The organism is Xanthomonas cassavae CFBP 4642, assembly GCF_000454545.1.
GTDB lineage: Bacteria > Pseudomonadota > Gammaproteobacteria > Xanthomonadales > Xanthomonadaceae > Xanthomonas > Xanthomonas cassavae.
Genome location: NZ_CM002139.1, coordinates 3,630,479 through 3,656,413, shown reverse-complemented (window position 1 = coordinate 3,656,413; position 25,935 = coordinate 3,630,479). Strand labels below are relative to the sequence as shown.

Annotated in this window: 23 protein-coding genes, 1 tRNA gene and 1 pseudogene; 15 read left to right on the top strand and 10 right to left on the bottom strand. The window is 64.1% G+C overall.

Features of this window, described 5'->3' with window-relative positions:
• Positions 1-531 (bottom strand): hypothetical protein, encoded by a 531-nt coding sequence (locus XCSCFBP4642_RS25060; RefSeq protein WP_235048233.1) that lies wholly within the window; start codon positions 529-531, stop codon positions 1-3.
• Between the two features lie 1,080 nt (positions 532-1,611).
• Here XCSCFBP4642_RS25060 and XCSCFBP4642_RS25055 point away from each other — a divergent pair.
• Positions 1,612-4,005: pseudogene (locus tag XCSCFBP4642_RS25055) on the top strand (RHS repeat protein); the annotation flags it as partial.
• Between the two features lie 285 nt (positions 4,006-4,290).
• On the opposite strand, the gene XCSCFBP4642_RS0116125 reads toward XCSCFBP4642_RS25055, so the two are convergent.
• The gene (locus tag XCSCFBP4642_RS0116125; protein WP_006448937.1) at positions 4,291-5,253 is read right to left on the bottom strand and encodes an IS1595 family transposase; all 963 of its coding nucleotides are present in this window, start codon (positions 5,251-5,253) and stop codon (positions 4,291-4,293) included.
• 339 nt (positions 5,254-5,592) lie between these two features.
• On the opposite strand from XCSCFBP4642_RS0116125, the gene XCSCFBP4642_RS28715 reads away from it, so the two are divergent.
• Positions 5,593-5,787, top strand: coding sequence for a hypothetical protein (locus XCSCFBP4642_RS28715; protein ID WP_235048232.1), 195 nt, complete (start codon positions 5,593-5,595; stop codon positions 5,785-5,787).
• A 238-nt stretch (positions 5,788-6,025) separates the two neighbouring features.
• On the opposite strand, the gene XCSCFBP4642_RS0116120 is transcribed toward XCSCFBP4642_RS28715, so the two are convergent.
• The 3 genes from XCSCFBP4642_RS0116120 to XCSCFBP4642_RS0116110 form a co-directional block, all read right to left on the bottom strand.
• Positions 6,026-7,042, bottom strand: a complete 1,017-nt coding sequence (locus XCSCFBP4642_RS0116120) for an IS30 family transposase (protein WP_029218148.1) — start codon at positions 7,040-7,042, stop codon at positions 6,026-6,028.
• A 268-nt stretch (positions 7,043-7,310) separates the two neighbouring features.
• Positions 7,311-8,828, bottom strand: coding sequence for a site-specific integrase (locus tag XCSCFBP4642_RS28710; protein WP_029220699.1), 1,518 nt, complete (start codon positions 8,826-8,828; stop codon positions 7,311-7,313).
• Positions 8,829-8,913: 85 nt separating this feature from the next.
• A tRNA-Ser gene (locus tag XCSCFBP4642_RS0116110) sits at positions 8,914-9,006 on the bottom strand.
• 221 nt (positions 9,007-9,227) lie between these two features.
• Here XCSCFBP4642_RS0116110 and dnaX point away from each other — a divergent pair.
• The 4 genes from dnaX (at position 9,228) to XCSCFBP4642_RS0116090 (ending at position 12,702) form a co-directional block, all read left to right on the top strand.
• The gene (gene dnaX / locus XCSCFBP4642_RS0116105; RefSeq protein ID WP_029220698.1) at positions 9,228-11,237 is read left to right on the top strand and encodes a DNA polymerase III subunit gamma/tau; all 2,010 of its coding nucleotides are present in this window, start codon (positions 9,228-9,230) and stop codon (positions 11,235-11,237) included.
• Positions 11,238-11,243: 6 nt separating this feature from the next.
• Positions 11,244-11,564, top strand: a complete 321-nt coding sequence (locus tag XCSCFBP4642_RS0116100) for a YbaB/EbfC family nucleoid-associated protein (protein WP_005913896.1) — start codon at positions 11,244-11,246, stop codon at positions 11,562-11,564.
• A gap of 100 nt (positions 11,565-11,664) precedes the next feature.
• A complete protein-coding gene (gene recR / locus XCSCFBP4642_RS0116095) occupies positions 11,665-12,258 on the top strand; it encodes a recombination mediator RecR (RefSeq protein WP_029220697.1) in 594 nt (197 codons plus the stop codon).
• A 93-nt stretch (positions 12,259-12,351) separates the two neighbouring features.
• Positions 12,352-12,702, top strand: coding sequence for a histidine triad nucleotide-binding protein (locus XCSCFBP4642_RS0116090; protein ID WP_029220696.1), 351 nt, complete (start codon positions 12,352-12,354; stop codon positions 12,700-12,702).
• Positions 12,703-13,008: 306 nt separating this feature from the next.
• Here the strand turns inward: XCSCFBP4642_RS0116090 and XCSCFBP4642_RS0116085 are convergent, their stop codons facing one another.
• From XCSCFBP4642_RS0116085 to XCSCFBP4642_RS0116070, 4 genes are read right to left on the bottom strand one after another with little or no spacing between them, the layout of a single operon-like run.
• Complete coding sequence (locus XCSCFBP4642_RS0116085) at positions 13,009-13,542, bottom strand: Slp family lipoprotein (RefSeq protein ID WP_029220695.1); 534 nt, start codon at positions 13,540-13,542, stop codon at positions 13,009-13,011.
• The gene (locus tag XCSCFBP4642_RS0116080; RefSeq protein WP_029220694.1) at positions 13,539-15,491 is read right to left on the bottom strand and encodes a transglutaminase TgpA family protein; all 1,953 of its coding nucleotides are present in this window, start codon (positions 15,489-15,491) and stop codon (positions 13,539-13,541) included. Before XCSCFBP4642_RS0116080 ends, XCSCFBP4642_RS0116085 begins: the two co-directional genes overlap by 4 nt.
• Entirely contained in the window at positions 15,484-16,440 is a 957-nt protein-coding gene (locus XCSCFBP4642_RS0116075) for a DUF58 domain-containing protein (RefSeq protein ID WP_029220693.1), read from the bottom strand. Before XCSCFBP4642_RS0116075 ends, XCSCFBP4642_RS0116080 begins: the two co-directional genes overlap by 8 nt.
• Before the next feature lie 5 nt (positions 16,441-16,445).
• The gene (locus tag XCSCFBP4642_RS0116070; protein WP_029220692.1) at positions 16,446-17,399 is read right to left on the bottom strand and encodes an AAA family ATPase; all 954 of its coding nucleotides are present in this window, start codon (positions 17,397-17,399) and stop codon (positions 16,446-16,448) included.
• 36 nt (positions 17,400-17,435) lie between these two features.
• On the opposite strand from XCSCFBP4642_RS0116070, the gene XCSCFBP4642_RS0116065 reads away from it, so the two are divergent.
• Both XCSCFBP4642_RS0116065 and XCSCFBP4642_RS30395 read left to right on the top strand, forming a co-directional pair.
• Entirely contained in the window at positions 17,436-19,277 is a 1,842-nt protein-coding gene (locus XCSCFBP4642_RS0116065; RefSeq protein WP_029220691.1) for a glycosyltransferase family 39 protein, read from the top strand.
• Between the two features lie 8 nt (positions 19,278-19,285).
• Entirely contained in the window at positions 19,286-19,414 is a 129-nt protein-coding gene (locus XCSCFBP4642_RS30395; protein ID WP_266104088.1) for a hypothetical protein, read from the top strand.
• A gap of 147 nt (positions 19,415-19,561) precedes the next feature.
• On the opposite strand, the gene XCSCFBP4642_RS0116055 is transcribed toward XCSCFBP4642_RS30395, so the two are convergent.
• On the bottom strand, positions 19,562-20,137 hold the full coding sequence (locus XCSCFBP4642_RS0116055; protein ID WP_029220690.1) for a Maf family protein: 576 nt from the start codon (positions 20,135-20,137) through the stop codon (positions 19,562-19,564).
• 109 nt (positions 20,138-20,246) lie between these two features.
• On the opposite strand from XCSCFBP4642_RS0116055, the gene XCSCFBP4642_RS0116050 reads away from it, so the two are divergent.
• The 7 genes from XCSCFBP4642_RS0116050 to fabF all read left to right on the top strand — a co-directional run bounded on the left by XCSCFBP4642_RS0116050 (position 20,247) and on the right by fabF (position 25,932).
• Positions 20,247-20,756: a YceD family protein gene (locus XCSCFBP4642_RS0116050; RefSeq protein ID WP_029220689.1), complete on the top strand. Its 510-nt coding sequence runs from the start codon at positions 20,247-20,249 to the stop codon at positions 20,754-20,756.
• Between the two features lie 97 nt (positions 20,757-20,853).
• The gene (gene rpmF / locus XCSCFBP4642_RS0116045) at positions 20,854-21,048 is read left to right on the top strand and encodes a 50S ribosomal protein L32 (protein ID WP_010368401.1); all 195 of its coding nucleotides are present in this window, start codon (positions 20,854-20,856) and stop codon (positions 21,046-21,048) included.
• 90 nt (positions 21,049-21,138) lie between these two features.
• The gene (locus tag XCSCFBP4642_RS0116040; RefSeq protein WP_029220688.1) at positions 21,139-22,116 is read left to right on the top strand and encodes a beta-ketoacyl-ACP synthase III; all 978 of its coding nucleotides are present in this window, start codon (positions 21,139-21,141) and stop codon (positions 22,114-22,116) included.
• Between the two features lie 223 nt (positions 22,117-22,339).
• Positions 22,340-23,284 carry an ACP S-malonyltransferase gene (gene fabD, locus XCSCFBP4642_RS0116035; RefSeq protein WP_029220687.1) on the top strand — a complete coding sequence of 315 codons (945 nt, stop codon included), beginning with the start codon at positions 22,340-22,342 and terminating at the stop codon, positions 23,282-23,284.
• An 83-nt stretch (positions 23,285-23,367) separates the two neighbouring features.
• Positions 23,368-24,111, top strand: a complete 744-nt coding sequence (fabG, locus tag XCSCFBP4642_RS0116030; RefSeq protein WP_029220686.1) for a 3-oxoacyl-ACP reductase FabG — start codon at positions 23,368-23,370, stop codon at positions 24,109-24,111.
• Positions 24,112-24,315: 204 nt separating this feature from the next.
• Positions 24,316-24,555 carry an acyl carrier protein gene (acpP, locus tag XCSCFBP4642_RS0116025; protein ID WP_002814322.1) on the top strand — a complete coding sequence of 80 codons (240 nt, stop codon included), beginning with the start codon at positions 24,316-24,318 and terminating at the stop codon, positions 24,553-24,555.
• A gap of 141 nt (positions 24,556-24,696) precedes the next feature.
• Positions 24,697-25,932: a beta-ketoacyl-ACP synthase II gene (gene fabF / locus XCSCFBP4642_RS0116020; protein ID WP_029220685.1), complete on the top strand. Its 1,236-nt coding sequence runs from the start codon at positions 24,697-24,699 to the stop codon at positions 25,930-25,932.
• Positions 25,933-25,935: the final 3 nt, after the last annotated feature.

Sequence of the window (25,935 nt, the reverse complement as noted above, 5' to 3'; positions counted from 1 at the left end):
CTAATCAGGAAATTTGTTGGGTTGGAGATCGAACATTAGGGCGCTGTGGCCTGCCAGCCACTCCATCGTCGGGAAAAGAACGGATTTTGCGCTGAGCACAGATGCGGCACTAGTGATAACTGCCAAACAGCCAATAATGCGAGCTAAACTTAAAATTACATCCAGATCTGCTGGTTTGGACCAAGTGATCATGGCTTTACCAAGGCTGCCAAGAATTGTCCCCGGAATGACCAAAACGCCAGCTATCGCAATCAGGGCGGCCAGGACGGGCACGAATGAAATGGGAACCAGCAAAGCCACTGTTGTAGCGAAAGCTGCCGGGTCTTGCCCAGTTGCTTCATTCACCGCCATTCGGCTGACGCCGGTCGCAGCCGCTGCTGCGGTCACGCTTCCCGCTGCGACTAGCAACTTCACAAGTGGCAGCTGCAACTTGGGAAGAATCCAGACGTAGGCTTCCCTCAAAAATCCCGCAGCGAAGAGGAAAAATGATAGGTAGCAACCTATCCGCGCGGCGTCATGGTTCAGGTGCACTGAGAATACCGTCACACTAATAACAAAGCAGGCTAGCGCGATCAGGTATACCTGAGCTGTCGGTCGTATGCCTGCCCACCAAGTTTTGAACCTTGCGAGTAGACCTGGCTTTATTGAGGTCGCCGAAGAATCCATAAGAGTCCCTGTTCTTTTGCGAAGGGACTTTAACTCGTCTGGATCTCACAACCTGATATCAGTGGCCATACCTACACCGAGGTAGCCTAGGCGACGTCGATTCAATCGTTGGCGCGCCGGTATCTCGATCGCGGCGTTCTTCCAGCGCGATGTTAAGCGGCCTAATCAAGTCCAGACGTCCTAGGCTTTCGAGCCAGCTCATTCACTCTGTAAGTTGCGCATACAGCACAAACAGAACCATGGGGAGCCCGCTGATCACGGGATGACTCAGAAGCCACCCTGATGGTCACGCAGTCATGAGCCGCCACTGGGCAGCCGTAAACCGCTGGTCGCGCCACCGAGCTGCGTAAGCCTCCTGCGGATGCAGCCGCTCCGCCCTCCTCAGGCCCCGCCGAGCCATCTGCGGCCTAACGATGAAGCCCAGTGGGCCCAGAGAGAGCGGGCTGAGGGAGAAGTAGAAGAGCCGATCGCGCGGGGATATCCGCTTGCGGAGCCTCCTGGAACGACCAAGCGAGAAGGGTGGGGAGCGCTCACTGCGCAGTCGGCTTCCACCGGAGGTGGTCCCGCGCTCGACTCGCAACTTCTTATGTCAGAAAATCACCCATAACCTTGTCAGGATTGTCTGATTTCAGTGTAGGCCAGGCACGTCGCATCGCCATTGTGCGAAACCGAACTCTTGCGCCGTCAGTATCTTGGCATTGCCGTGGTCGTCTGCCAGCCCGCTTACAGGCGTGACAGCGTGTTGACAAGCCCATGGCTCTGAGCAACCTTCGTCTGCGCGAGAGCATTGGGGAATGACCGCTGGTCGCGCTTCGCGCGCTCTCGAAACCTTCTACCTAGGGCTGGCCATTGCCTGCGTGAGCGAGCGCTGCTGCTTGCTGTGCGGAGCATTGGCCTGCCTATGGATACCGATGAGCTTCGTGCTGGCCTTGGTCAGTCGTCAACTTGGAAGATGCTATGGAATCGGGCAGGACCTCGCGTCAGATACGCGTGTTTGGATTGGCGCTGGCCGCGTTGGTCGGACTGTCGCCTGCACTGGGTGCGGCCGAGGATGTCTACGACGACTACGGCAAGTTGATCCAATCGGGCGCAGTGGTGAAGAGCCCCGGCGACAAGCTCTTCGGGGACAACATCAACCTCTATACGGGCTCAATGGAGATCGTCCAGACCGATGTGGATCTGAAGGGCAACAATGCGCTCCAAGTCCGTGTAGGTCGTCGGTTCACGGTGGGGAGCCCGACGAAGGGCCACTTCAAACTTTGGGATTTGGATATTCCCTACATGCATGGTGTCTTCGGCTTTCCGGGTGGGAACATCGCGCCCGATGGCTGGGTGGTCAACGGAACGAGGGACACGGCTTACAGCCGCTGCAGCCGTTATGAGGTTCCCCCCGCTTTTGAAAATCAAGGAGGCTACTTTGATCCTTCAGAGTTTTGGAGGGGAAGCTTTCTTTATCGGCCAGAGAGCGGAGACCAAGAGCTTTTGCAGACCTCCGCTCAGGCGCTGCGGCCGAACGATGGCAGAACCTATCCCATCGTCTTGAAGGATGGTTCTGCTGTCCGCTGCCTGGCATCGCTCGATGGCGCCAGTGAGTCGGGTGCTCGTGGCGAAGGTTTTGAACTGGTCGATACACAGGGCAGCGTGTATGCGTTCAACCACATGGTTTCGCGCACGTATCCAGCCTTGAGCAAGTCGTCGCCTGCGCCTCAAGCCAAGTCAGTTGGCACAGCATCCGCCGGCGGAACGGGCATGACAACAGCAGGTATCGGGAACATTGTTCCCATGGTGGCCAACAACTACATTTTGGTTCGCAAAGAGGTCTTGATCTATCCCACGCGAGTGACCGATCGCTTCGGCAACACCGTGACTTACAACTGGAATCCTGGCGCCCCTTGGCAACTGCTAAGCATCGTTGCCAGTGACGGCCGTCGAATCGACCTGTCGTATGCCGGGGGAGACGGCAACACCATCACGTCGGTGACTACCGGAGGGCGGACATGGTCCTACGGCTACAGCGACACTGTGGATACGGTGACGTTGCCTGACGGGAGTGGCTGGACGTTCGATTTGCTCGCTTTATCCCGTGCACGTGTGACTTACGGCCAGCCACCAGGCTGCGACAACATCCGCCCATGGTCACGCACCAATGTGGCCGGAAGCATCACGGCGCCCACGGGCGCTCGCAGCGATTACACGCTCAACTCCATGCTGATGGGGCGGTCCTGGGTGCCCAGGGCTTGCCGGATCCAGGAGGCCTACTCGGACATCCCCTACCAGTTCTACGTCATGGCCGTCACCAGTCGTCGCATCTCCGGCCCGGGACTGCCGGCTCAGGGGCTCACCTGGACGTATGACTACGGCACACCCAACAACTGCTGGCAGCCAAGCCCCTACCCGAATCCCAGCGACCCTGCCAAATACGTCGAGTGCAATGCCGGTTCCCCCATCACGCGGGACATCACGGTCAAAGATCCCGCGGGGCAGGCCACGCGCTACCGGTTTGGCAATCGCTACTGGTCCAACGAGGGTCTGCTTTTGCAGCAGGACTTCGGATGGAACGGGTCGACGGCCACGCGCAGCAAGGTGAGCGACTACGCCGCGTTTGACGCGGCTCCGTATGCAGCCAGGACCATGTATCCAGCCGGTAACTACGGCGACAACACCGTGGCTGCCAGGCAGCGACCTATGCGCCAGGTGATCACGATCGACAACGGCGACCAATTCGTTTGGCGCATCGCGGACTGCAATGGGCAGCCGTGCTTCGATGAGTTCGCGAGGCCAACGCGCACTGAGCGGTTCAGTCCTTGGCACAGCCGCACCGACGAAACCACGTATTACGACGAACGCGGCGCTTGGGTGTTGGGACAAACTGCCATGGCTCGCAACGTCAACACAGGCATCGCGACCTCTCAGATTGACTATGGCGCCAATGCGTTGCCCCAGACGGAGCGGCGCAACGGAAAGGTGGTTGCGACTTATACCTACAATCCCGATGGGACCCTGGCCCAGGTCAAGGATGGCCTAGGAAATGCAACGACCCTGTCCGGTTGGAAGCGTGGCATTCCCCAGACGGTTGCAAATCCCGATGGCACTGCCAAGTCCGCGTCGGTAGACGACAACGGGTGGATTCGTCAGACCACCGACGAGAATGGATTTGCGACCACGTATGGTTACGACGCGATGGGGCGGCTGAATGCCACGAACTACCCATCGGGCGACAGCACAGCGTGGAACTCGACCGCACAGACGTTCGAGCGGGTGGGTAGCGACGAATATGGCATCGGCGCTGGCCACTGGCGCCAGACCGTGACTACCGGGAACGCCCAGACGATCACTTACGGGCACCTCGAATAACCATGCCGGAGTCGATGTGGCGCATGCATGGAGGTGACGATGCTTGGAAACATCAGCACTCTGACATGGTCGGCCAAGCTCTCAGCTCGCCGACGCTGCGCGCGAGGCGTTCTTCTGGCCTGCGGCATTCATACCGGCCGCATCCCGGCCTGCTGCAATCGTGCCAGACGCAGCAGGTTATGGCCGGCAACCTTCAATCCGATGACCACCTTCGCACGTGCCAAGCCGAGCGTGCGTAGACACTTGCCACCTCCTGATTAGCCCCGACTCTCAGCCATGAAAATTGCTCGCTGCACGTAAAACCGGCTCTGGGCATGGTGTGGATTGCATCATGGCCGTGGCAAGTCGTGGCAGCATCTCGCGCAAGCGGAATCGACGATTAAAACGATAGGCCGCTTCTCCCAGGTAACGCCTTGCGTATTTGCCTTGCGCGATGGCGTGATACACGCCACTGATGGCGCGTTTGAGATTGCCCAGCACCACGTTGAGCCAACGTGCACCGGCCGTTTCGGTCGCGGCACGACCACCGCCAGTGTCCAGCGTGGTGTGCGCGTGGCCGGCGTCTTCTAGCCGGCGGAAGCAGGCCAGCCCATCGGTGTAGACCTCGCATTCGGGCGCCAAGCGACGGGCAATCCAGTCCTGCAGCGAGGTGTTGTCGAAGCTGCGCACCGGCTCGATCACCACAAAGCGCGGCGCGGTGAAGGTGGCATCGGTCTGCACCGCAATCAGGAACGCTTGTTTGTTCTCCGATCCGCGTCCGGCCTTGCCACCGTTACGCTCGCCGCCGAGATAGGCATCGTCGATCTGCACGAAACCCGCCAGTTTCCGCATGGATTCGCGCTCGGCCATAACCTGCATGATCTTGTGTTTCATCCGCCAGGCCGTCTTGTAGTTGACGCCCAGATGCCGCATCAACTCCAGCGCGGCCATGTTGGTTTTGGTCGAGGTCAGCAGGTGCAACGCCAGCATCCAGGTGCGCAGCGGCAGCTTGGTGCCTTCGAACATCGTGCCTGCAATCAGGCTGGTCTGATGCCGGCACGCGCTGCATTGGTAGTAGATCGCAGCACCCCGCTTGAAACGCGAGCGCACGCGTCCGGCACAAACAGGGCAACGAAAGCCTTGCGGCCAGCGCCACTTGTAAAGCGCGCGATAGCACTTGGCTTCGGTGCCGTAGGACGCGAAGAACTCAGGCATCGACAATCCCGCTTGGAACTGCACGGCATTGATACTCATCACGCCACCTCGTTGGCTTCAGGTGACAGCAGCATCCACCCAGCGCGGCGCAGATCCTGCGACAGGCGGCTGATGGTCAGGGCTAATCAGGAAAGATCAAGGAAAATATGGCTTGACGAACAACTGTGGTTCCCCGCTTCAGAATTGCTTACGGGAGATGGGGATGCCATTATCTCCATTGAATGCCATTTTTCCGGAGACTCTGAACATGATGCTGTATATCAATCCGGCTGTAACAAAGTCACATTCACTCTTCCGGGCTAGGCCATGATTGCGCGGGTCCGGACATTGTTTATTTCTCTTCTGCTGGCGTCGACCATTACGGGTTGTGCTCCAGATATGGAGATCATTCCCGTTGGCGAAGTGACGATTTATAAAAAATCAGATGGTCCGGAAGTGCTGGGGGTGGCTTCGAGCCCCCTGCCAGTTAAGAAAGTGGTTTATTTGAATAAGGCGGATTATGTGGTTGAGGTTGAGTATCAAGGTGGGCGCGGTTACGTAAGGGGTGGAGCTTTCCACCTTTCGCGTAAATAACTGAGATATAAAATCTTTCAGGCTCCGGTTGCATGTGGCCTTCTTTCCTAGTGCTCTCGGCAAATAGCGATAAGAGTTGCGAAAATCTCAAGAGCCTGGATAATAAATTTATTTTAACGCTCGTTTTGGCGTGACAGCTTCTTACGGCAATTTTGCTTTGGGTCAAGAAGCTTCGTATGCATATCGTGTGGCACCGGAAAATCTTCAGTGGGAAAGAGCCAATCAATGCAGGGCGGTCTCAACTTGCAAGTGCAACACGTGAGTTGAATTGAGCGATCTCTTCTTCCAGCGCCTGGTTCGGCGTCTTCCAGCCAAGCGTCTGCCGTGGCCGGGCGTTCATCAGGTCGGCGACGTTGTTGAGATACTCCTGGCTCGCCTTGGACAAGTCCGCGCCTTTTGGCATGAACTGGCGCAGCAGGCCGTTGGTGTTCTCATTGCTGCCGCGCTGCCAGGGCGCATGTGGATCGGCGAACCAAAGATCGATGTTGAGCCGCTTCATCAGCTCTGGATAACACGTCATCTCGGTTCCGCGGTCATAGGTGAGGCTTCCCAGTAGGAAACGCGGCAGCTTCTTCATCTGTCGCGTGAAGCCCTCCAGCGCATCCTGTGCAGTACAGCCATCCATCTTGCACAGCACCACAAAGCGCGTCTTTCGCTCCACCAGCGTGCCTACGCACGAGCGGTTGAAAGCCCCTTTGATCAGGTCGCCTTCCCAGTGCCCAGGAATCAAGCGCTGCGCCACCTCTTCAGGCCGATGGACGATACGCAGCTCCTCCGGCACCCACGTGCGCTTGGCAGCGGTTGTACGGCGCAAGCCTCGCGTCGGCTTGTGCTGACGAAGCGCCTCCACAAGCTCTTTCTTCAAACCACCACGCGGATGCGCGTAGATAGCGGCGTAGATTGTTTCGTGACTCACGCGTTGACTTGGATCATCCGGATGCATGGCCTTGAGCTTGGCAGCAATTTGCTGGGGCGACCAACGATACAGAACCAAGTCGTCACGCACCTGCTGAAAGAGCGCACTGCCTTCAACAAGCCGGCGCCTTCGAACGCACGCTCTGCGGCGCAGCCGATAGTTGCTGGCTGCGCTGGTTGCCGCATAGACAGGTTCGCCCTGTCGCCTTATCTCGCGCGACAGGGTGGACGCACTGCGATTGAGTCGCCTTGCAATGGAGTTGATGCTCATTCCATTACCGAGTTCAATTTGAAGCAAAGCGCGTTCTTCGGAACCCAGGTGCCTGTACTGTGTGCCCATGCCGCTACCCTACGTCAAAGCGGGGTGTTGCACTTGGAAGTTGAGTCTAAGGTGTGAGCCCTGATATTTACAGGAGGCTTTGTTCAAATCGAGCGGCAGGAGCTTAATTTGGTCGCAGATGATGCCCTTCGTTCGATTGCTTGCAGCCATTAGGGCGCAGTCTGTTGATGCAACAGATGCGCCTTGGCTGTGGCCTGTGGATGCCTGACGTTACTCAAGGAATGTAGAGGATATTTTCGCTCGTTGTCAGTCGACGCTTTCGCTGAGGTCATCTAGCTCTCAGAGCGTTGCTTTTCAAGGAAACGACCGACGTTGTCTGATTCATCAAGGCCGACAGGGAATCGAGGCTTAGGCCGTAGGCAAGCACGGACAGACCCGGCGACACGCCTCGTAACCCGTCAAGCTTCTCCTTGGCGGTGAAGGCTCGACTGTAGGTCACGTGGTGCTCGTCGTCCAACTCGTGGCCGACCAACTGAGCCCGGAGCTCCGATACCACACCCGCGCCCTGCAACTCTTGAATCAGGGTTTTGCGCAACGAGTGAAAGCCGCGCTTGGCCGTGGGCCAGTTCTTGCCCACCTCGGCCAGGTGCCGGCTGAAGGCTTTGGAGATCCAGTTGCCTTGGCCGTTCTTGGCATCGGCCTTGGCTGCTGGGAACAAGCGTTCCTGGCCTTTGGCGCGCGCCTGCTCGACCCAGCCCAGAAAGCCCAAGGCAAGCAGGTCGGGATGAATCGGCACGGTCCTCAAGCTCACGTCCGTCTTCACTTTCTGGTGCTCGCCCTCATCCGAAACCTGGATACAGGGGATGCCGCCGTCCTCGATCACGTCGGCGGTCAGCAGTTGGCCGACCTCCGAAGCACGGGCGCCGGTATACAGACCAATGAGGGAGGCCCATCGCGCGGCAAGGGGCAGGGACTCAAAGGCCGCAGGCGCAAACAAGGCCTGGACCTGGTGGGCGTCGTAAGCCTTGAAGCCAAACTTCCGCCTGGCTCGCTTCTCCCTGGTGGAGTAGCTCACGTGCCCGGACGCAGGGTTGTCGCCCCGAGGGTAGTGGCCGGAGGCTTGGGCCCACTCGAAGAAGCCGCCCTTGCCGCCGATGTAGGACTGCTTGTTGGTCAGGGTCGGGGTGGAGGCGCCTTTGTCGCGCACGTCTTGATACCACCGGGCCAGGTCCGAACGGGTGACCGTGTGCAGCTTGGTCTTATCGCCGAGAAAGCTGGTCAGCAGTTCGACAGCGGTCCGCTTGATGGTCCAGGTCTTGGGCAAGGTGCTGCCCTTGAGGCTATTCAGCCAGGCGTCTCTGGCCTTCCCGAGCGTGATTGATTCGAGGGAGGGTTTGGTTACCCGCCTCGGCGTGGGGAGAGGCGGCACATGCTGGTGAATCAGCTCTCCCAACGCGCTGGGCTGCGGGGCCGTGAGCGCCATGAGTTGCTGGTAGAGCGTGACGTCCTCGGGGGTGTCGATCTGCCATTGCTCGGTAATCGACCCATCCGGCGAGCGCGTCCGATTCAGCGTCAGCTCCTGCGGACGAGTGCCGGTCAAGCGCGCCAGGAGCGCGTCCAAGTCGTCGTCTCGGTTTTGCATGCGTCGGTCCCTCAACACAGTGAAGACCTGAGCATAGCGGGCAGCCAGGGTCAGCGCGCGCAGCAGGGCCTCGCGCATGTCGTAGGTGTGCAGGGTGCGTTTGAAGGTCTGGCGACCGACGATGGGCTGCAAATCGACCGGAACACGCTGGCGGTAGGACCAGAGGCCGGAGGGGGCCCGAACGAGATGATGAGGGATGCGCATGGGCGTCGTGTGTTCCGACTTGCGCAGCTGCAGCCAGTTTTTACGCTAACAAAAAACCCCTGATTTCTCAGGGGTTTGCGTAATCTGGCGGAGAGAGGGGGATTCGAACCCCCGAAGCGCGGTTTAGACGCTTACACACTTTCCAGGCGTGCTCCTTCAACCACTCGGACACCTCTCCGTACCTGCCGGACGACCAGGTCGAAGGCAGGAGCGGGATTCTAGCCGCCACGCGCGCCGTTAACAAGGACAAGCATGCACGCGCCACACCGCATGCGTGCCAGGGAGGGGCCGGCAGGGCGGGGCGGTCAGCTGCGTGAAGGCGGGCGGAGGCGACACCCGCTGAACGATCGGCTTGACACGGCATGGCACAATATCGGTTCAGAAGAAGCTGGTTACCCGATGTCCTATCTCGTTCTCGCCCGCAAGTGGCGCCCGAAGCGTTTTGCCGAACTGGTGGGCCAGGAACACGTGGTCCGCGCGCTCAGCAATGCGCTCGACAGTGGGCGCGTGCACCATGCGTTTCTGTTCACCGGCACCCGCGGGGTGGGCAAGACCACCATTGCGCGCATCTTCGCCAAGTCGCTGAACTGCGAGACCGGCACCAGCGCCGACCCGTGCGGCACCTGCCCGGCCTGCCTGGACATCGATGCCGGCCGCTACATCGACCTGCTGGAGATCGACGCGGCGTCCAACACCGGTGTGGACGACGTGCGCGAGGTGATCGAGAACGCGCAGTACATGCCCTCGCGCGGCAAGTTCAAGGTCTACCTGATCGACGAAGTGCACATGCTCTCCAAGGCGGCCTTCAATGCGTTGCTGAAGACGCTGGAAGAGCCGCCCGAGCACGTGAAGTTCCTGCTGGCCACCACCGACCCGCAGAAGCTGCCGGTGACGGTGCTGTCGCGCTGCCTGCAGTTCAACCTCAAGCGCCTGGACGAGGACCAGATCCAGGGCCAGATGACCCGCATCCTGGCCGCCGAACAGATCGAATCGGACCCGTCGGCGATCGTGCAACTGTCCAAGGCGGCCGACGGCTCGCTGCGCGATGGCCTGTCGCTGCTGGACCAGGCGATTGCCTACGCCGGCGGTGCGCTGCGCGAGGATGTGGTGCGCACGATGCTCGGCACGGTGGACCGCACCCAGGTCGGCGCCATGCTGCAATCGCTGGCCGATGGCAATGGCGCGCAGTTGCTCAAGGTCGTGGCCGCGCTGGCCGAATTCTCGCCGGACTGGAGTGGCGTGCTGGAAGCGCTGGCCGAGGCCTTGCACCGCGTGCAGGTGCAACAGCTGGTGCCGTCGGTGGCATTTGTCGGCGACGGTATCGACCCAACGCCGTTTGCCGCCCAGCTGCGCCCGGAAGTGGTGCAGCTGTGGTACCAGATGGCGCTCGACGGACGCCGCGATCTGTATCTGGCGCCCAGCCCGCGCGCCGGTTTCGAAATGGCGGTGCTGCGCATGCTGGCCTTCCGGCCGGCGGCAGCGGTGCCGGCCGGAAGCAGCGACGATGGCCGTGGAGCCGCGGTTGGCGGCGGCGCGCGCGCGACGGGTGCCGGCATGCAGGCGGCCACGCCGGCTGTTGCCGCATCCATGCCTGCAACGAAGCCGGCGCAGGCCATGGAAGCGGCATTTGCGCCAACTGCGCCTGCTGTTGCACCGCCAGTTGCGGTTGCGGCATCGCCGGTGGTCTCGCTGGCGCCCTCGGCAGCGCCTGTCGGCGCAGCGCCGGCGCGCACCGACGACACCCCGCCCTGGGCGGTGGACGATGCACCGGTAAGGACGCCTGCAGTGCCGTCGACCGTCGTCTCTGCGTCCGAATCCACATCGGCCACTGCGCCGGCGATCCCGTCAGCATCGATGGTTCTCGCGCCGGAAGCGGCCATGGCGCCTCCGGTCGAGGCCGCAGATCCTGCCCCTGCGCCCGACGCGGTGGCCGTGCCGCTGGCGGCAGCGTCGCCGGTCTCCACGCCGGCCTTCGCCGCACCGGCCGGCTCCCCGCCGCCGTTGCTCGATGACGGCCGTATTGCCGATGCCGAGCAGTGGCTGGGCCTGGTCACCCGCAGTGGTCTGAACGGCCCGTCGCGGCAGCTCGCGGCCAACGCGGCCTTTATCGGTCACCGCGATGGTGTGCTGCGGCTGGCGCTGGCACCGGGCTTTGAATACCTGACTTCCGAGCGCTCCGTCGCCAACCTGGCGCAGGCGCTGGCACCGGTGCTGGGCAACACGCCGCGCATCGTCATCGAGACCGGCAGTGCCGATGTCGAGACCTTGCACGAGCGCGCCAACCGGCAGAAAGGCGAGCGCCAGAGCGCTGCCGAAGACGCTTTCATGAACGACCCGAATGTGCAGCAGCTGATCCAGCAGCAGGGCGCGCGGGTGGTTCCCGATTCCATCCGCCCTTACGACGAGTAACGACCCATGCGTGGAAACATTGCCCAACTGATGCAGCAGGCGCAGAAGATGCAGGAAAACCTGCAGCGCGCCCAGGAAGAACTGGCCAAGCTGGAAGTCACCGGCACTGCCGGCGGCGGCATGGTCAGCGTGACGCTGACCGGCGCCAAGGAGTGCCGCAAGGTGCGCATCGACCCGAGCATCCTCTCCGACCAGGAAATGGCCGAGGACCTGATCGCCGCCGCCTTCAACGACGCTTCCAACAAGATCGATGCCGAATCCAAGGACCGCATGGGCTCGGCCACTGCCGGCATGCAGCTGCCGCCCGGCATGAAGCTGCCGTTCTAAGCGAGGGGATTCGGGAGTCGGGATTGGGGATTCGCCAGAAGCGGGATTTGCTTCTGCATTTGCGAATCCCAAATCCCGAATTTCCAATCCCGGCCATCCAATGTCCACTCTGCTCGAACAACTGATCGAGGCCTTCCGGGTGTTGCCGGGTGTGGGCCAGAAATCTGCACAGCGCATGGCGTACCACGTGCTCGAGCGCGAGCGCGAGGGTGGCCGCCGCCTGGCTGCGGCGCTAGCCAATGCGGTGGAAAAGGTCGGGCATTGCGTGCAGTGCCGCGACTTCACCGAGTCGGACATCTGCACCATTTGCGCCAGCAGCAGTCGCGATCGGCAGCAGCTATGCGTGGTGGAATCGCCGGCCGACCGCCTGGCGATCGAACACGCCACCGGCTACCGCGGGCTGTATTTCATCTTGCAGGGACGGCTGTCGCCGCTGGACGGCATCGGCCCGCGCGAACTGGGGCTGGACCGGCTCGGCGAGCGCCTGGCCGCCGGCGAGGTCACCGAAATGATCATCGCCACCAATGCCACCGTGGAAGGCGAGGCGACCGCGCATTACCTGGCACAGCTGGCCCGCCAGCATGCGGTACGCCCGAGCCGGCTCGCCCAGGGCATGCCGCTGGGCGGCGAGCTGGAATACGTTGACCGCGGCACCCTGTCGCATGCCTTCGGCACGCGCAGTGAGGTGCTTTGAGGGCGGGGATTGGAGAGTCGGGATTGGGGATTGGCAAAAGCCGGTCGGCGCGCGCGGTAAGCTTTGGTCAATCCCAAATCCCGAATCCCGTCTATGACCGACACCATCTTCGGCAAGATCATTCGCCGCGAAATTCCCGCCACCATCGTTTATGAAGACGACGACGTGCTGGGCTTCGAAGACATCGCGCCGCAGGCACCGGTGCATGTGCTGTTCATCCCCAAGCAGCAGGCGATTCCCACCCTGGACGATGTGCCGCCGGAGCAGGCGCTGCTGGTCGGCAAGCTGGCGCTCGCCGCCGCCGCGTACGCACGAGAGCAAGGCCTGGCGCAGGACGGCTACCGCATCGTGATGAATTGCCGCGAGCATGCCGGGCAGACGGTGTTCCATATCCATCTGCATCTGCTGGCCGGGGCGCCGTTGGGGCGATTCGGCACGCCTTGACGGGTCGCGGCACCTTGCCACCGATATGGTCGAACAGGCGGTCCAGCGTCATGCGCTGGTCAAGGTTGGGCATGGCCGATTGTCACTGCTGGGGTTGCCAGGCCATGCACCTCAGTGCGCGCTCACGCGGCAGCCGCGCCGTCGCAGGTCCAGCAGGGGGCGTTGCGCCCGCGCAGCGCCGGGATAGGCGAAATGGCGAATAAGGATCCAGCAGGAACGCGCTGATGCAGACGGTTTGACCCGCACACATCAAAACGCCGCTCCTTCAAGAGCGGCGTTTTGCATCACGGCTGGCTCAGCGGTGGATTACCACCAGCCGCGGCCCCAGCCCCAGCCGCCACCCCAGCGCGGACCCCACGGGTCGCCCCACGGGCCGTACGGGTAGGCCGGAATCACGTCGACGTCGCGTACTTCCGGCCATAGGTAGACCACGTCGGCCGCCACCTTGGGCAGCTTGTAGTCGTACTCGCCGATCTTGGTGGTTTCATACCCCTCGATCTTGCCGATGAAGGTGACTTCGCGGCCGGGTTCGAAGACTGCCGGATCGTAGAAGCCTGCGCGGCAGGCCAGGAAGCGGCCATCGCTGGCATCCACGGCATTGCGATCCGGACGCCCGCTGGCGTTGAGCGGACGCGAAATCAGCTCGAAGCAGGTCTGGCCCTGGCTGGGCTTGGTCTGGATGATCTTGCCGCCCCAACGCACCGAGGTGCCGAGTTGTGCATTGGCAGTGGAATCGTTCGGGCTGACCGTGGGGAACTGGCCCTGCAGCGGTTTGGGCGCGGTAGCGCAGGCGGCGAGCCCGAGCGCGGCGACAATGGGAATCAGAAAACGGGTACTCATGAGGAAGCTCCGGTTCGCGGGCGATGCTGCAGCAAGTCTTTCAGAAGTGAGGCGCTGTCCGAATCAGCGCCAGCGTATCGCGCGGCAGCGAAACGTTGGCTGAGTGCCAACAGTGTCGTGTCGGGGTGTGTACGGGCGACGCGTTGTGCCCAGGTGATGGCCGGTTCGTGCGGTTCGCGCGCCAGGCCAAGCTTGCCGTAACGGCGGCCCAGCCGATGCCAGGCGCGCAACAGCCGATCGCGTTCGCGTTCGCCACGCGCCAGCAGCCAACCCATCCAGGCCAGGGCACTGACGGCAAACACGCCGAAGATGGCGGCCAGCTGGGTGGGGTCCAGGCGCTCGATGCCGAACGGTTGCAGCAGCCGTTGCTGGCGGTCGGCATTGAAGGACAGCACCAGATCGTTCCAGCCGCGGCGCAGCCAGTCGCTGACCTGGCCCAGGCTGGCCCAGGCGCCGAGCTGGGCGAAGTCGTTGCCGCCACCGCTCTGCAGGCGATCCTCCAGCGTGTCGTAGATGCGCTCGGGCGCCACTGCGGCAGTGGGGTCCACGCGAACCCAGCCGCGGCCTGCCAGCCACACCTCGGTCCAGGCATGCGCATCCATGCGCCGCACCACCCAATAGTTGCCGAAGCTGTTGTAGGTCCCGCCGGCATACCCGGTGACCACGCGCGCGGGGATGCCGGCGGCGCGCATCAGCACCACGAACGCCGAGCTGAAGTGCTCGCAGAATCCGGCCTTCTGCTGGAACAGGAACTCGTCGACGCTGTTGCGACCCAGCAGTGGCGTGTCCAGCGTGTAGGCGAATTCGCGGGTGATCCACTGCAGCGCCCGTTGCACGATGGCATCGTCGTTGCCGCCAGCGTCGGCGCGCCATTGCCGGGCCAGGATGAGCGTGCGCGGATTGAAGCCGGGCGGCAACGCGAGCGCGCGTTTGCGCAGCTGCTCGGGCAGGTCGGTGTCGAACCGTGCCGGCGGTGCCGATTGCAGCTCCCAGCGGGTCAGCGCACTCAATGAGCGCTGCGCAAACAGTTCGTAGTCGGGCGAGAGGTCGGCATTGGCAACGCCCTGGGTCGGCAGGTCCAGCGAGACCAGCTGGCGACGATCGGTGGGCTCGTAATCCAGGCGATAGCGATAGGTCTGCGGGCCGGGCGTGACCGATGCCGGTTGGCCGCGACCGGTCCAGCGGGCGCGCTGCCAGCTGCGGCCGTCGAAATCCCACATCACCGGACCGCGCCAGTAGCGCTGCTGCTGCGGCGGCGCCTTGCCGGTGAACTGCACGCGCAGCGCCGGGCTGTCGTCGGCCATCAGGTCGATCCATTCGCCCGGCGACATGGTGTCCGACAGGCCGGGCCGGGACAGTGCGCGCTCGGGCACGCCCCACAGCGGTGAGCTCAGGCGCGGCAGCAGCCAGAACGTGGCCAGTGCCAGCGGCACGCCGATGGCGACCAGCTTGCCGATGCCGCGCAACTGCAGACGCAGGATGGGCGTGGTGGTGCAGTGTTCCTCGTCGGCCAGCCGCTGCATGCTGAGCAGGGCGCTGAGCACGGCCAGCAGTGCCAGGCCCATCGTCGCCGGCCCCTGGTCGAGCAGGAATGCGGCGAATGGAGCGAACAGCGCGAAGCCGAGCAGGCTGCGCGCATCGCGCAAACTGCGCAGTTCGGACGCCTTGATCGCCAGCATCGCGGCCAGCACCGCGCAGCCGGTATCGCGGCCGAAGCGCATGCCGATCTGCCAGTACACCGCCGCCAGCATCGCGATCACTAGCAACAGCCGCAACGGCGCCAGCAGGCTGCCGCGCCAGCTCATTGCCCCGACCAACACGGCGGCCACCGCGATGGTGGCGGCGAGCAGGCCGGGCAACTGCAGCAGCAGCGGCGCCAGCGCCAGCCAGCTGGTGGCCAGTACCCAGCCACGGCTGGCCTGTGAAATGGGAAGGGCCGGCTCAGTCATGGGGAAGCAGTGCCAGGGCGCGCAGACACAGATGATGGTGCGAGGGCCCTTGCGCAGGGCCCAGCGGCGGCTGGCCGGGCAGCAGCAGGCGATAGCGGCGCCCGTCGCGTTCGGCCAGGTTGACCCAACGTGCCAGCCGCGCGATGCGGCGTTCGTAGGGCAGTGCGTGCAGCGTGCGCCAGTCGAGCGTCATTTCGATGCCGAGCGGCTGTTCGTACTCGCGCACCAACAGGGTGTCGCGGCGGGCCGAATGCTTCCAGGAGATCGTGCGCGGGGCATCGCCGGCGCGGTACGGGCGCAGTTGGTGCAGTTCCTCGCCCTGGGCGTGCAGCCGGGTCTGGTTGGGCGCGCCGGCGCCATCCGGCAGGGTGGGGCCGTGATCCTCGGGCCGGGGGTAGGCCAGCAGTGGCGTTTCCGGCCACACCCAGGACCACGCACGCACCAGCCCCAGCGGCTGGGTGCTGGACAGGCGGATGCGTTCGATGTCCTGCCAGCCGCGCCGGGTGGTGGGCACCAGCAGGTCGACCTCCGCCATGTCGTGCTCGAGCAACGCACAGAAGCCGCTGCTGTCAAGATGATCCAGGCGCAGGCCACGCCGCAGGCGGGTGTCGCGGCGGGCCAGCGAGACCCGCATGCGCAGCGGTTCGCCGGCGACCACCGGTTCGGCCGAGACTGCCTCCACGCGCAGCGCCGACAACTGCAGGTGCGCCATGATGCTGCTGGCGATCCCGGCGGTGGCCAACAGCAGGGCCAGCAGCAGGGCCGGGTTGTTGTTGTAGTTCAATGCGCCCAGCAACATCGCCAGCAACAAGGCGGTGACGAACAGCCCAAAGCGGGTCGGCAGCACATAGATGCGACGGCGATCCAGCACGATCGGCAAGGCTTCCGCGCCCCGCGGACGGGCCAGCAGGCTGAGTCGGCGGCCAATGCCGCGCAATGACGCACGCACCGGTATCAGTCCACCGGCACGCTGTGCAGGAGCGCCTTGGCCAGCGCCGGTCCGGACGAGGATTCGGCTTCCGGCACCAGCCGGTGCCCGGCCACGGCCACAAACAGCGCCTGCACGTCTTCCGGCAGCACATGCTCGCGCCCCAGCAGCAGCGCGTAAGCCTTGGCGGCGCGCAGCAGCGCGATGCCGGCACGCGGCGACAGCCCCACCCGCACCCCGGCGTGCTGGCGGCTGCGTAGCAACAGCGCCTGTACATAGGCGATCAACGCATCGCTGGTGTGGATCCGGCTGACTCCGGCGCGCAGAGCCACCACGTCGGTATCGCTGAGCTGCGGTGCGGCCTGGGCGATCAATTCGCGCCGGTCGGTACCCGACAACAGGGCGCGTTCGGCGTCGGCGCTGGGGTAGCCCAGGCTGAGCCGCAGCAGGAAGCGGTCCAGTTGCGAGTCCGGCAGGGGAAACGTGCCCGACAGGTCCACCGGGTTCTGCGTGGCGATCACGAAAAACGGCTCCGGTAACGCATGGGTGACGCCGTCCAGCGTGACCTGCTGTTCGGCCATGGCCTCCAGCAGCGAGCTCTGCGTACGCGGCGGGGCGCGATTGATTTCATCGGCCAGCAGCACGTTGGTGAACACCGGGCCGGGATGGAACTGGAACTGGCGCGAGGCGGCATCGTAGACCGACACGCCCAGCACGTCTGCCGGCAGCAGGTCGGAGGTGAACTGCACGCGCTGGAAGCCCAGTCCCAGGCTGGAGGCCATGGCGTGGGCCAGGGTGGTCTTGCCCAGGCCGGGCAGGTCCTCGATCAATAAATGTCCCCCGGACAGCAGTGCCACGAACGCCAGCCGCACTTCCTGCGCCTTGCCCAGCAGCAGCGAATTGACCTGGTCTTGCGCGCGCCGCAGCGATTGGCGCAGCGCATCGGTTAGCATTTCCGTGGAACGCAGCGGTGTCGACATCACAATTCCGTAGGTGGAAGAAGAGTGCACAGGGCAATGCAAGGGGATCAACGCGCACATCGCACCTTCGTGATCCTGTGGACACTGGCCACTGCCGTCAAGCTGTTGATCGCCGCGCGGTTGCCGCTGTTTGTCGACGAGGCGTTCTATTGGCAGGAAGGCCAGCATCTGGCCGCCGCGTATTCGGATCTGCCGGGCATGACCGCCTGGCTGACGCGGCTCGGTGTCGAGCTCGGTGGGCATCATCTGCTGGCGTTGCGCCTGCCGTTTCTGGCCATCGCCGCGTTGCTGCCGTGGTTGATCGCGCACATCGCCACGCGCTGGTTCGGCTCCACACTCGGGTGGCAGGCCGGCAGCCTGACCCTGCTGATGCCGCTGTCGGCCACGCTGGGCATCCTGGCGGTGCCGGACGTGCCGATGGCCCTGGCCGCGGTGCTGTGCATGGATGCCGGCGCACGCCTGTTGCGCGAGGTCGACGCCACCAGTGCGCTGGAGCTCGCCATCGGCCTGGTCATCGGTGCGCTCAGCCACTACCGCTTTGTCGGTGTGATCGGGGTGGGCTGCATTGCGCTGCTGTGCATTCCGCAGGGGCGCGCGGTGCTGCGCGACCCGCGCATCTGGATGGCGCTGACGGTGGGCGCGGTGAGCTGGCTGCCGCTTTTGTTCTGGAACACCGACCATGACGAGGCCGGGCTGCGCTTCCAACTGGTCGATCGGCATCCGTGGCGGTTCCAGATCAGCGGTCTGTGGTTCCTGCTGATCCAGGCAGTGGCCGTGACGCCGCTATTGGCGTGGGCGATGCTCAAGGTCGGCCTGGCCGGCACGCGCGCCGGTGGCGGTTCGCGTGCGCAATGGCGGTATTTCAGCCTGCTTGGCGGGATTTCGACCGTGGCGATCTTCGTGCTCGGCTTCTTCAGCGATGCCGAGCGGATCAGTTTCCATTGGCCGCTGCCGGGCTACCTGGCGTTGCTGGTGGCGGTGCCGGTGATCCTGATGCGTTGGCCGCATACGCTGCGTCGTGCGGCCTGGGCGATTGCGCTGCTCGGCACTCTGGGTGCGTACGGCTATCACCTGGCCGTGTCGGTGCCGTCGATGCGCGCGCATGCGGCCGGCGAAAAATACTATCCGCGCAACTTTGCCGGGTGGAAGGACCTGGCGCGCGCGGTCGAGCTCCGGCTCGCGCAGATGCCGCCGGGCACGCGCGTGCTGGCGGAGAATTTCAAGGTCGGCGCCGAGCTGGGCTTCCAATTGCACGATGCCAATGTCGAGGTACTGCGCGCGGAGTTGAACGACAAGCACGGGCGCAGCGCGCAGTTGTTGCAATGGGGGCTGCTCAGCGACGGGACGCGCAATGGACCGCGGCTGCTGGTGCTCTCGCCCAGCGATCAGCGTTATCGCGACCTGCTGAAGCGCTATCATGCCATCTGCGAGATGGTCGGGCCGTTGCCGCCGCCCACCGTGGTGTTCACCGATCACGGCTACCAACGTTTCCTGCTGTTCGCGCTGCCGGCGCAACGCCAGCCCGGGCCGTGTATCGCCCCGGCGATGGCCTGGATCGATACGCCGCTGCCGGATGCGAACGTCGCTGGCCGGGTGCAGGTGCGCGGCTGGGCCTTCAAGGATGGCATCGGGCTGGCGGATGTGGAGCTGCTGCTCGACGGCCGCCCGGTGGCGAACGCCGAGTATGGCAGTGCGCTGGACGTGCGCCCGTACTGGAAAATCTCCACCGACCCGCAGCATCCGAATGTCGGCTTTTCCGCCACGCTCGACACGCAGGCGTTGCCGCCCGGCACGTATTGGTTGGGACTGCGCCTGTACGGCCGCGACGGCAGTGTCGAGGACTGGTGGGAACAACCCGTGACCGTTTCCGCACCCTAGATCCCGCAATGATCGATAACGTCTTTCCCCATCCCGCGCTTCCGTCCGGGATGGATCCGGCGCGTTGCCGCACCTTGTCCCCGCAGGTCGGGCAGGCCAGCTATGCCTATCAGTTCTGCGAACTGGCGCGTCCGTAGCAAGGATCGGCAGGGGCCAGGGCAGGTCATCGCCAGGGAGTGGCCCAGTGGCTTGGCCGGCCTGACATTTGACCAGGGCGGTGCTGCTGCCGTTGTCCTCCGTCTGCAGGCCGATGCTCCTGCCGCAGGCTGCTGCCGGAGCGGGTATCAAGGAAGCACGAACCCCGCCTGCCGCAGCAACCGCGCCAACGCGATCAACGGCAGGCCGATCAGTGCGGTGGGGTCGCTGGTGCGGATGGCGTCGAACAGGCTGATGCCCAGGCCTTCGCACCTGAAGCTGCCTGCGCAATCCAGTGCCGACTCGGCGGCCAGATAACGCGCGATGTCGTCAGGCGTCAGCGGGCGCAGTTGTACTTCGGTCAGATCCAGCGCGTGGAAGCTGCCGTGCGGGCCTGCCAGGCTGACGGCGGTGTGGAAGCGCACCACGCGCCCGGCCATGGCACCCAGTTGCGCACGCGCCCGGGCAAGGCTGCCCGGTTTGCCCAGGGCTTCGCCGTCCAGATCGGCGACCTGGTCCGAGCCGATCACCCAGGCGTCGGGGGCGCCGGCCGCCACTGCAGCGGCTTTTTCGGCAGCCAGACGGCTGGCCAGGGCCGCGGGTCTCTCGCCCGGCTGCGCCTGCTCATCGACCTCCGGGCGGGCGGTGCTGAACTCCAGTTGCAGGCGGCCGAGCAGGGCGCGCCGGTAGACGGACGTGGAGGCAAGGATCAGGGGTGGCATCATGGACATGGTCAAGGGCGGGCAGGGGAGTCTGCCAGCCTGCACTGGTTACAGCCTCTGTGAATGGGGGCATTTGACATGGCTACGGCGGGTCTTTAACATTCTGCGGCTTATGTCCGCGAACGTACCCGAAATGCTGGATGCTTGGCGGATGGTCGCAGCGCGCAGGCGCTTCGATGGCCGCATTCCGCTATCTGCGATGACTCGCTTGCAGGGAAGTCTGGTCGATACCGAGGGCGAGTGCGTCTATTCGCTCCAATTCGATCATGACGACCTGTTGAAGGTCGCCTTTGTCGAACTCAGTGTCGATGTCGAGCTTCCGCTGGCCTGCCAGCGCAGCCTGCAGCGCTTCCTGTATCCGGTGCAAATCAGACAGCGTCTTGGTTTGATCCGTGACGAAGCCGACGAAGCCGCATTGCCGGCCGAGTACGAAGCGTTGCTGGTGCCGGAAGATGGCATGCTGCGGGCCGTCGACATGGTCGAGGACGAATTGGTGCTTTCGGTACCGGTGGTGCCGATGGCCCCGGGTAGCGAAGCGATCGACGCCGAATGGGTTCCGACCCAGGAAGAGCGGGACAAGGTCAGCCCGTTCGCGGCGCTGGCAGCGTTGAAGAAACAGTAACCGCCGCTGTTAAGGGCGGAAAGACAGGTCGACGCGGGCGTAGAGCGTGCTGTTCGACTCAACAGACAAGTTATCGAACTAAAGTTGGAGCAATCCTATGGCTGTGCAGAAATCCCGTGTCACCCCGTCCCGTCGCGGCCAGCGTCGTTCGCACGATGCCCTGACCGCCAAGCAGCTGTCGACCGACCCGACCAGCGGCGAGATCCATCTGCGCCACCACATCACCGCTGACGGTTACTACCGCGGCAAGAAGGTGATCACGACCAAGTCGTCGGCCGTCCAAGAAGATTGATCCGTGGCGCCCGCCGCGTTCGACGCGGCCGGGTGACCCTCGCTTCTTCCGGAGCCGCCGGTCACCGCGGCTCTTGCACCAGGAAACAGTATGAGCAAGCGGATCTATTCCAGAATCGCGGGCACGGGTAGCTATTTGCCCGAGAAGGTGTTGACCAACGACGACATGTCGAAGATCGTCGACACCAGCGATGAATGGATCTTCTCGCGCACTGGTATCCGTGAGCGTCACATCGTTGCCGACGACCAGACCACCAGCGATCTGGCGTATTTCGCCTCGCTGAAGGCGATGGAAGCGGCCGGTGTGACCGCCGACGAGATCGACCTGATCGTCATCGGTACCACCACGCCCGACCTGATCTTTCCGTCGACCGCCTGTCTGTTGCAGGCACGGCTGGGCAACGTCGGTTGCGGTGCGATGGATGTCAACGCCGCCTGCTCGGGCTTCGTCTACGCGCTCAGCGTGGCCGACAAGTTCGTGCGCAGCGGCGACGCCAAGACCGTGCTGGTGGTGGGCGCAGAAACCCTGACCCGCATCGTCGACTGGACCGACCGCACCACCTGCGTGCTGTTCGGCGATGGTGCCGGCGCGGTGATCCTCAAGGCCGACGAAGAGACCGGCATTCTCAGCACCCACCTGCATGCCGATGGCAGCAAGAAAGAGTTGCTGTGGGATCCGGTGGGCGTGTCGGTGGGGTTCGGCGAAGGCAAGAATGGCGGCGGTGCGTTGCTGATGAAAGGCAACGACGTCTTCAAGTACGCGGTCAAGGCGCTGGATTCGGTGGTCGATGAGACCCTGGCTGCCAACGGCCTGGACAAGCACGACCTGGGCTGGCTGATTCCGCACCAGGCCAACCTGCGCATCATCGAGGCCACCGCCAAGCGGCTGGACCTGCCGATGGAACAGGTGGTGGTCACGGTGGATCGCCACGGCAACACGTCCTCGGCCTCGGTGCCGCTGGCGCTGGACGAAGCGGTGCGCTCCGGTCGCGTGCAGCGTGGCCAGTTGTTGCTGCTGGAAGCCTTCGGCGGTGGCTTTACCTGGGGCTCGGCGCTGCTGCGCTATTGAGTTCATCAAGCACGTCCGTGTTCGCCGGCGGTGCTTTCACTATCAATTCTCGACGGCCGCGCACCCGCGCGGCCGATGCGGGTGCGTGCCCGATCCGGATCGGACCGGCGCGTGGGTTTGCGCGCTCGGGCCACGTTCCGGTTGCCCCTGCATACGCGGCAGTACAGACGCCCGGGCGATTTCGCACGTATCATCCCGGCTCGATTTTTGTAGGCAGCAACGCGTGACCGAATCTACGCTCGCTTTCGTGTTTCCCGGCCAGGGCTCCCAGTCCCTGGGCATGCTGGCCGACCTGGCCGACCTGCACCCGCAGATCCGCGAGACCTTCGTCGAGGCCTCCGATGGCGCCGGTGTCGATCTGTGGGCCCTGTCGCAGGGCGGCCCGGAAGAGATGCTCAACCGCACCGAGTACACCCAGCCGGCGCTGCTGGCTGCGGGCGTGGCGGTGTGGCGGCTGTGGAACGCGCAGCGCGGCGAACGTCCGGCGCTGCTGGCCGGGCATAGCCTGGGCGAATACACCGCCCTGGTCGCGTCCGGCGCCTTGTCGCTGCACGACGGCGCCCACCTGGTGCGCCTGCGCGGTCAGTTCATGCAGGCGGCCGCGCCGGCCGGTGTCGGCGCGATGGCGGCGGTGCTGGGTGCCGAGGATGCGGTGGTGCAGGAGGTCTGTGCCGCGGCGTCCGGCAGCCAGGTGGTGGTGCCGGCCAATTTCAATTCGCCGGGCCAGATCGTGATCGGTGGCGATGCCGCAGCGGTGGACCGCGCGCTGGCGCTGCTGGCCGAGCGCGGCGTGCGCAAGGCGGTCAAGCTGGCGGTAAGCGTGCCCTCGCATACCCCGCTGATGCGCGATGCCGCCAACCAGCTCGGCGAGGCGATGGCCGGATTGACCTGGCACGCTCCGCAGATTCCGGTGGTGCAGAACGTGGATGCGCGCGTGCACGATGGCAGCGAGGCGATCCGCCAGGCACTGGTGGAGCAGCTGTACCTGCCGGTGCAGTGGACCGGTTGCGTGCAGGCGCTCGCCAGCCAGGGCATCACCCGGATCGCCGAATGCGGCCCGGGCAAGGTGCTGAGCGGGCTGATTAAGCGCATCGACAAGAGCCTGGACGCGCGCCCGCTGGCCACGCCTGCCGACTACGCTGGCGCGCTCGACGCCTGGACGCACTGATCCAACGCCGCTGCCGGTTGTGCCGGCACCCCTCGACGTTCGCGGCCACGGCTGCGACGTCCCCCCTTCGAGGAACAGTAGTCATGAGCAAGCCCCTGCAGGGCGAAATCGCCCTCGTCACCGGCGCCAGTCGCGGCATCGGTGCGGCCATTGCCGATACCCTGGCTGCCCAGGGCGCCACGGTGATCGGTACCGCCACCTCGGCCTCCGGCGCTGCAGCCATCGGCGAGCGTCTGGCCGCCCATGGCGGCCACGGCCGTGAGCTCAACGTCACCGAGGCGGCGGCGGTCGATGGCCTGATCGATGCGATCGGCAAGGAATTCGGCGCCATCTCGATCCTGGTCAACAACGCCGGCATCACCCGCGACAACCTGTTGATGCGGATGAAGGACGACGACTGGCAGGCCATCATCGACACCAACCTGACCAGTGTGTTCCGCACCTCCAAGGCGGTGATGCGCGGCATGATGAAGGCGCGCAAGGGCCGCATCGTCAACATCGCCTCGGTGGTCGGCGTGACCGGTAACCCCGGCCAGACCAACTACGCTGCGGCCAAGGCCGGCATCATCGCGTTCTCCAAGTCGCTGGCCAAGGAAATCGGCTCGCGCGGGGTCACCGTGAATGTGGTGGCGCCCGGCTTCATCGATACCGACATGACCAAGGCGCTGCCGGACGAGGCCAAGGCCGCTTTGCTGCAGCAGATCGCGCTCGGGCATCTGGGCGCGCCGGAAGACATCGCCAACGCGGTGGCGTTCCTGGCCGGCCCGACCGCCCGCTACATCACCGGTGAGACCCTGCACGTCAACGGTGGCATGTACATGCCGTGAGCGTGTGGCGCCGGGAGGCGCTAAGTGGCTGATCGGCCGGGAGTTGTGATGCAATGCAAGGCCCGGTCGCTTCCACTACACTATCCAACGCGGCCATTGCAGCGGCGATGGCGTCTTGTGAGTCCCTCACAGGAGCACCGCACATCCGTGTGCGGGGATCCTAAAACTCGAACCACCACTACTCCATCTGGAGCGATATCCCCAATGAGCACCATCGAAGAACGCGTCAAGAAAATCGTCGTCGAACAACTCGGCGTCAAGGAAGAGGAAGTCACCACCAGCGCATCGTTCGTCGATGACCTGGGTGCCGACTCGCTGGACACCGTCGAGCTGGTGATGGCGCTGGAAGAAGAGTTCGAGTGCGAGATCCCGGACGAAGAGGCCGAGAAGATCACCTCGGTCCAGCAGGCGATCGACTACGTCAAGGCTCACGTCAAGAGCTGATGCGTTGTTCCTGACGGCAGTGGCGTGCGTTAAGCCGCTGCTGCGTCAGACATTCCATGGGGCCGCTGATGCGGCCCTGTGTTTTTCAAGCGTCATCCGCAAACCGCAAGCACCGTCCGTTCCGTGGTGAGGAGATCTGCAATGAGTCGTCGTGTTGTCGTTACCGGCATGGGCATGGTGTCGCCGCTGGGCAATGATCTGGCCACCAGCTGGGATGGAATCATCCACGGGCGCTCAGGCATCGGCCCGATCACGCAGATCGATGCCTCGCAGTTCACCACCAAGATCGCCGGCGAGATTAAGGATTTCGATCCCACGCTTTTTGTGTCCGCCAAGGACGTCAAGAAGATGGATTCGTTCATCCACTACGGTGTCGGCGCCTCGTTCATGGCGCTGGACGATTCCGGCCTGGACATCGACGAAAGCAATGCCGAACGCGTGGGTGCCATTCTCGGCTCCGGCATCGGCGGGTTGCTCGGTATCGAAGAGCAGACCATCAAATTCCATGAGGGCGGCGCACGCAAGATTTCGCCGTTCTATGTGCCCAGCACCATCATCAACATGCTGCCGGGCCAGGTCAGCCTGATCAAGGGCCTGAAAGGCCCGACCTTCTCGGCCGTATCGGCCTGCGCCACCTCCAACCATTCGATCGGCACCGCGATGCGCATGATCCAGCACGGCGACGCCGACGTGATGCTGGCCGGCGGCGCCGAGCGCGGCTCCTCGCCGAGTTCGGTGGGCGGCTTCTGCGCGATGAAGGCCATGTCCACCCGCAACGACGACCCGACCGGCGCCTCGCGTCCGTGGGACAAGCAGCGCGATGGCTTCGTGCTGGGCGACGGTGCCGGCGTGCTGGTGCTGGAAGAGTACGAACACGCCAAGGCGCGTGGCGCGCGCATCTATGCAGAACTGGTCGGCTTCGGCGCCAGCTCCGACGCCTTCCACATGACCGCGCCCAGCGAAGACGGCGAGGGCGCGGCGCGCAGCATGGCCGCGGCGATGCGCGATGCCAAGCTCAACCCCGAGCAGATCGGCTACCTCAACGCGCACGGCACCTCCACGCCGCTGGGCGATCTGGCCGAAACCCTGGCGATGAAGCGCGCGCTGGGCGACCACGCCTACAAGACCATGGTCAGCTCGACCAAGTCGATGACCGGCCACCTGCTCGGCGCGGCCGGCGGCGTGGAAGCGATCTTCTCGGTGATGGCGCTGCATACCGGCATCATTCCGCCGACCATCAATCTGGAAGAGCCCAGCGAAGGCTGCGACCTGGATTACGTGCCGAACGTGGCGCGCGAGGTGCAGGTGGATGCGGTGATGTCCAACGGCTTCGGCTTCGGCGGCACCAACGGCACGCTGGTGTTCAAGCGCGTCTGACGT

Excerpts from the sequence above, each read along its gene's own strand:
- XCSCFBP4642_RS0116125 (WP_006448937.1), bottom strand. The coding sequence starts at position 5,253 with ATGAGTATCAATGCCGTGCAGTTCCAAGCGGGATTGTCGATGCCTGAG.
- XCSCFBP4642_RS28715 (WP_235048232.1), top strand. The coding sequence starts at position 5,593 with ATGGAGATCATTCCCGTTGGCGAAGTGACGATTTATAAAAAATCAGAT.
- XCSCFBP4642_RS0116120 (WP_029218148.1), bottom strand. The coding sequence starts at position 7,042 with ATGGGCACACAGTACAGGCACCTGGGTTCCGAAGAACGCGCTTTGCTT.
- XCSCFBP4642_RS28710 (WP_029220699.1), bottom strand. The coding sequence starts at position 8,828 with ATGCGCATCCCTCATCATCTCGTTCGGGCCCCCTCCGGCCTCTGGTCC.
- dnaX (WP_029220698.1), top strand. The coding sequence starts at position 9,228 with ATGTCCTATCTCGTTCTCGCCCGCAAGTGGCGCCCGAAGCGTTTTGCC.
- XCSCFBP4642_RS0116100 (WP_005913896.1), top strand. The coding sequence starts at position 11,244 with ATGCGTGGAAACATTGCCCAACTGATGCAGCAGGCGCAGAAGATGCAG.
- recR (WP_029220697.1), top strand. The coding sequence starts at position 11,665 with ATGTCCACTCTGCTCGAACAACTGATCGAGGCCTTCCGGGTGTTGCCG.
- XCSCFBP4642_RS0116090 (WP_029220696.1), top strand. The coding sequence starts at position 12,352 with ATGACCGACACCATCTTCGGCAAGATCATTCGCCGCGAAATTCCCGCC.
- XCSCFBP4642_RS0116085 (WP_029220695.1), bottom strand. The coding sequence starts at position 13,542 with ATGAGTACCCGTTTTCTGATTCCCATTGTCGCCGCGCTCGGGCTCGCC.
- XCSCFBP4642_RS0116080 (WP_029220694.1), bottom strand. The coding sequence starts at position 15,491 with ATGACTGAGCCGGCCCTTCCCATTTCACAGGCCAGCCGTGGCTGGGTA.
- XCSCFBP4642_RS0116070 (WP_029220692.1), bottom strand. The coding sequence starts at position 17,399 with ATGTCGACACCGCTGCGTTCCACGGAAATGCTAACCGATGCGCTGCGC.
- XCSCFBP4642_RS0116065 (WP_029220691.1), top strand. The coding sequence starts at position 17,436 with ATGCAAGGGGATCAACGCGCACATCGCACCTTCGTGATCCTGTGGACA.
- XCSCFBP4642_RS30395 (WP_266104088.1), top strand. The coding sequence starts at position 19,286 with ATGATCGATAACGTCTTTCCCCATCCCGCGCTTCCGTCCGGGATGGAT.
- XCSCFBP4642_RS0116055 (WP_029220690.1), bottom strand. The coding sequence starts at position 20,137 with ATGATGCCACCCCTGATCCTTGCCTCCACGTCCGTCTACCGGCGCGCC.
- XCSCFBP4642_RS0116050 (WP_029220689.1), top strand. The coding sequence starts at position 20,247 with ATGTCCGCGAACGTACCCGAAATGCTGGATGCTTGGCGGATGGTCGCA.
- rpmF (WP_010368401.1), top strand. The coding sequence starts at position 20,854 with ATGGCTGTGCAGAAATCCCGTGTCACCCCGTCCCGTCGCGGCCAGCGT.
- XCSCFBP4642_RS0116040 (WP_029220688.1), top strand. The coding sequence starts at position 21,139 with ATGAGCAAGCGGATCTATTCCAGAATCGCGGGCACGGGTAGCTATTTG.
- fabG (WP_029220686.1), top strand. The coding sequence starts at position 23,368 with ATGAGCAAGCCCCTGCAGGGCGAAATCGCCCTCGTCACCGGCGCCAGT.
- acpP (WP_002814322.1), top strand. The coding sequence starts at position 24,316 with ATGAGCACCATCGAAGAACGCGTCAAGAAAATCGTCGTCGAACAACTC.
- fabF (WP_029220685.1), top strand. The coding sequence starts at position 24,697 with ATGAGTCGTCGTGTTGTCGTTACCGGCATGGGCATGGTGTCGCCGCTG.